Below are 3,021 nucleotides of genomic sequence, written 5' to 3' on the forward strand. Positions count from 1 at the left end.
CCGGATGCTGCCGCACCTGGGGTTGGTCCCGTTGCTCATCATCTGGGTCGGCATCGGCGAGTCGCTGAAGATCACGCTGGTCGCGCTGGGCGCGTTCTTCCCGATCTACTTCAACACGTACGCCGGCATCCGCGACATCGACGAGCGGCTCGTCGAGGCGGCCCGCACCTGCGGTCTCGGCCCGGCCGCCCGGCTGCGGCACGTGGTGCTGCCCGGCGCGCTGCCCGCGCTCTTCCTCGGGCTGCGGCTGGCCATCGGCGCGGCCTGGCTCAGCCTGGTCGTCGGCGAGCAGGTCAACGCGCAGACCGGCGTCGGCTTCCTGATGATGGAGGCCCGCGAGTTCAGCCAGACCGACGTGGTGGTCCTCGGCCTGGTCATCTACGCCTTGCTGGGCCTCGCCTCCGACCTGGCCCTGCGGTACGCGGAGAGGAGGACGCTGACATGGCGACGCGGCCTGCGCGCGACCTGATCGGGCCGGTGCTCACCGCACGCGGGGTGACGAGATCGTTCGGCCCCGACGTGGTGCTGGCCGGCGTCGACCTGACCATCGGCGCCGGCGAGACGGTGGCGTTGCTGGGCGGCAGCGGCTCCGGCAAGAGCACGCTGCTGCGGGTGCTGGCCGGGCTCGACGACGACGCCGGCGGCCGGCACGCGGTGCACGGCACCGCCGCCGTGGTGTTCCAGGAGCACCGGCTGCTGCCCTGGAAGCGGGTGGCCGACAACGTCGCGCTCGGGCTCACCGGCCCGGACGTCGGCGGTCGGGTCGACCGGGCGCTGGCCGAGGTCGGGCTCGCCGACCGGGGCCGGGCCTGGCCCGCCGAACTCTCCGGCGGGCAGGCGCAACGCGTCGCGGTGGCCCGCGCGCTGGTCCGCGAACCGGACCTGCTCCTGCTCGACGAGCCGTTCGGCGCGCTGGACGCGCTGACCCGCCTGCGCATGCAGGGCCTGCTGCGCCGGCTGCGCGCCCAACACGGCTTCGCCGCGCTGCTGGTCACCCACGACGTGGAGGAGGCATTGCTGCTCGCCGATCGCGTCCTGCTGCTCGACGGTGGCATCATCGCGGAGGAGACCCCGGTCCACCTCGGCCCCACCCCGAGCCCCGACGACCCGGCCCTCGGCGCGCTGCGCCGCCGGCTGCTCGACCGCCTCGGCGTGCCCACCTCCTGACCGACAGGGAGAACCGATGACCCGCTGGACCCCCGACCCGACGTTCTACCCGTCCCCCACCCTGGCCGCCGAGGCGCCGGCGGAGAAGCTGGCGTACGTCGCCGCGTTCGACCGCGCCGGCCAGCAACCCGATGCCATCGCGGTGCTGGACACCGACCCGGAGTCCGACACGTACGGCCGGGTGGTGGGCTGGACCGAACTGCCGCACACCGGCGACGAGCTGCACCACTTCGGCTGGAACGCGTGCAGCAGCGCGCTCTGCCCGACCGCGCCGCACCCGCACGTCGAACGCCGCTACCTGATCGTGCCCGGCCTGCGCTCGTCGCGGATCCACGTACTCGACACCAAGACCGACCCGCGCCGGCCCGAACTGGTCAAGGTGATCGGCCCGGAGGAGCTGGGCAAGCGGGCCGGCTACTCCCGCCCGCACACCGTGCACTGCGGACCGGACGGCATCTACGTCTCCGCCCTCGGCGGCGCGGACGGGCAGGAGGGGCCGGGCGGCATCGCCGTGCTCGACCACACCACGTTCGAGGTACGCGGGGCGTGGGAGGCCGACCGGGGGCCGCAGTTCCTCGCGTACGACTTCTGGTGGCACTACACGCAGGACGTGCTGGTCACCAGCGAGTGGGGCACGCCGTCGATGATCGAGGACGGCATCGTCGGCGAGCTGCTGCTGGGCCGCAAGTACGGGCACGCGCTGCACTTCTGGGACCTCGCCAAGCGCCGGCACGTGCAGCGCGTCGACCTCGGCGATGCGTACCAGATGCCGCTGGAGCTGCGCCCCGCGCACGACCCGACGAAGTCGTACGGCTTCGTCGGCGTGGTGATCAGCGTCGAGGACCTCTCCGCCTCGATCTGGCTGTGGCACCGCGACGGCGACGCCTGGGCGGTGACCAAGGTGATCGACATCCCGGCCGAGCCGGCCGACCCGGCGGACCTGCCCGACCTGCTCAAGCCGTTCGGGGCGGTGCCGCCGCTGGTCACCGACATCGACCTGTCGGTGGACGACAAGTTTCTGCACGTCTCCTGCTGGGGCACCGGCGAGCTGATCCGCTACGACGTGACCGACCCGTTCCACCCGGTCAAGGTCGGCTCGGTGCGCCTCGGCGGCATCGTCAACCGCACCCCGCACCCGGCGTACCCCGACGAGCCGCTGGCCGGCGGCCCGCAGATGGTGGAGATCAGCCGCGACGGCCGCCGCGTCTACGTCAGCAACTCGCTCTACGGCGCCTGGGACGACCAGTTCTATCCGGACGGGGTGGGCGCCTGGGTGGCGAAGCTCGACGTCGACCCGGAGACCGGCGGGCTCGTCCCGGACCCGCGCTTCTTCCCGCGCGGGGAGGAGTTCCGTGGCCGGCGGGTGCACCAGACCCGGTTGCAGGGCGGCGACGCCTCGTCCGACTCGTACTGCTTCCCGTGACCGGCGCGACCTGGGCGGCGCTGGCCGGCCTCGGCGCGTTCCACGGCCTGAACCCGGCGATGGGCTGGCTGTTCTCGGTGGCCCGGGGCCTCCAGGAGCGCCGCCGGGCCGCGCTGCTGGCCGCCCTGCCGCCGATCGCGGTGGGCCACCTGGCGTCGGTGGCGGTGGTCGCCGCGCTGGTCAGCGCCACCCGGTCGGTGGTGACCGGCACGGCGGTCGCGGTGACCGGCGGGGTGCTGCTGGTCGGCTTCGGGCTGTGGCGGCTGCTGTCGGACCGGCACTTCCGCTGGGCCGGGATGCGGCTGTCGGCGGCCCAGCTCACCGCCTGGTCGTTCCTGATGTCCGCGGCGCACGGCGCGGGACTGATGCTGCTACCGGTGCTGCTGGCCGAGCCGGCGGCCGGCGGCGGACCGCACGCCGGGCACCTGACC

Annotated in this window: 3 protein-coding genes and 1 pseudogene; all 4 read left to right on the top strand. The window is 73.9% G+C overall.

All coding sequences use genetic code 11. From position 1 onward, the window contains the following. Window positions 1-469, top strand: a pseudogene (locus B1205_RS30815) (ABC transporter permease subunit); the annotation flags it as partial. Next, complete coding sequence (locus tag B1205_RS03480; protein ID WP_089154258.1) at window positions 442-1,167, top strand: ABC transporter ATP-binding protein; 726 nt, start codon at window positions 442-444, stop codon at window positions 1,165-1,167. The pseudogene B1205_RS30815 and the gene B1205_RS03480, both read left to right, overlap by 28 nt. 16 nt (window positions 1,168-1,183) lie before the next feature. Continuing rightward, complete coding sequence (locus tag B1205_RS03485; protein ID WP_089154259.1) at window positions 1,184-2,590, top strand: selenium-binding family protein; 1,407 nt, start codon at window positions 1,184-1,186, stop codon at window positions 2,588-2,590. Continuing rightward, a partial coding sequence (locus B1205_RS03490) for a hypothetical protein (RefSeq protein ID WP_254909677.1) occupies window positions 2,587-3,021 on the top strand: 435 nt, incomplete at its 3' end. The genes B1205_RS03485 and B1205_RS03490, both read left to right, overlap by 4 nt.

This window comes from Micromonospora sp. NBS 11-29 (assembly GCF_002140155.1).
Lineage (GTDB): Bacteria > Actinomycetota > Actinomycetes > Mycobacteriales > Micromonosporaceae > Micromonospora.

What these genes read in the sequence shown, in the direction of transcription:
- B1205_RS03480 (WP_089154258.1), top strand. Translation starts at nt 442, where the DNA reads ATGGCGACGCGGCCTGCGCGCGACCTGATCGGGCCGGTGCTCACCGCA.
- B1205_RS03485 (WP_089154259.1), top strand. Translation starts at nt 1,184, where the DNA reads ATGACCCGCTGGACCCCCGACCCGACGTTCTACCCGTCCCCCACCCTG.